This is a genomic window from Mesorhizobium sp. M8A.F.Ca.ET.207.01.1.1 (assembly GCF_004794715.1).
Classification (GTDB): Bacteria; Pseudomonadota; Alphaproteobacteria; order Rhizobiales; family Rhizobiaceae; genus Mesorhizobium.
Map to the genome: position 1 here is coordinate 1 of NZ_SRUS01000569.1, position 284 is coordinate 284.

The window sequence follows — 284 nt, forward strand, 5'->3', positions numbered from 1 at the left end:
AGGCGCAGATGTCCGGCGCTGAACGCACAACGCGCTCGCTCATTCCGCCCGATGGGTGGCCGAGCGCCGATTCGGCCGCAGATGGATGGCACCGGAACGGGTGTCCAGCATGATGTTGAACTGCTGCAGGGTTTCGCTGCCGAGCGTCCCATCGCCACTGGAACCGTCGTTGTCGATCGTGATCGACGCCTTCGCCCCGTTCAGCGGCAGGGCCGAAATGGCGACCACGGGTACCCTGACATCCACCGCACGGATCTTCCGCCCGGCGCTGCCGCTGAACTGTG

The 284-nt window shown here is 65.8% G+C and carries 1 protein-coding gene; it reads right to left on the minus strand.

The annotated features are described in order from the left end of the window. Positions 1–39: 39 nt before the first annotated feature. On the minus strand, positions 40–284 hold a 245-nt coding region (locus EN850_RS35865; protein WP_210238107.1), incomplete at its 5' end, for a hypothetical protein.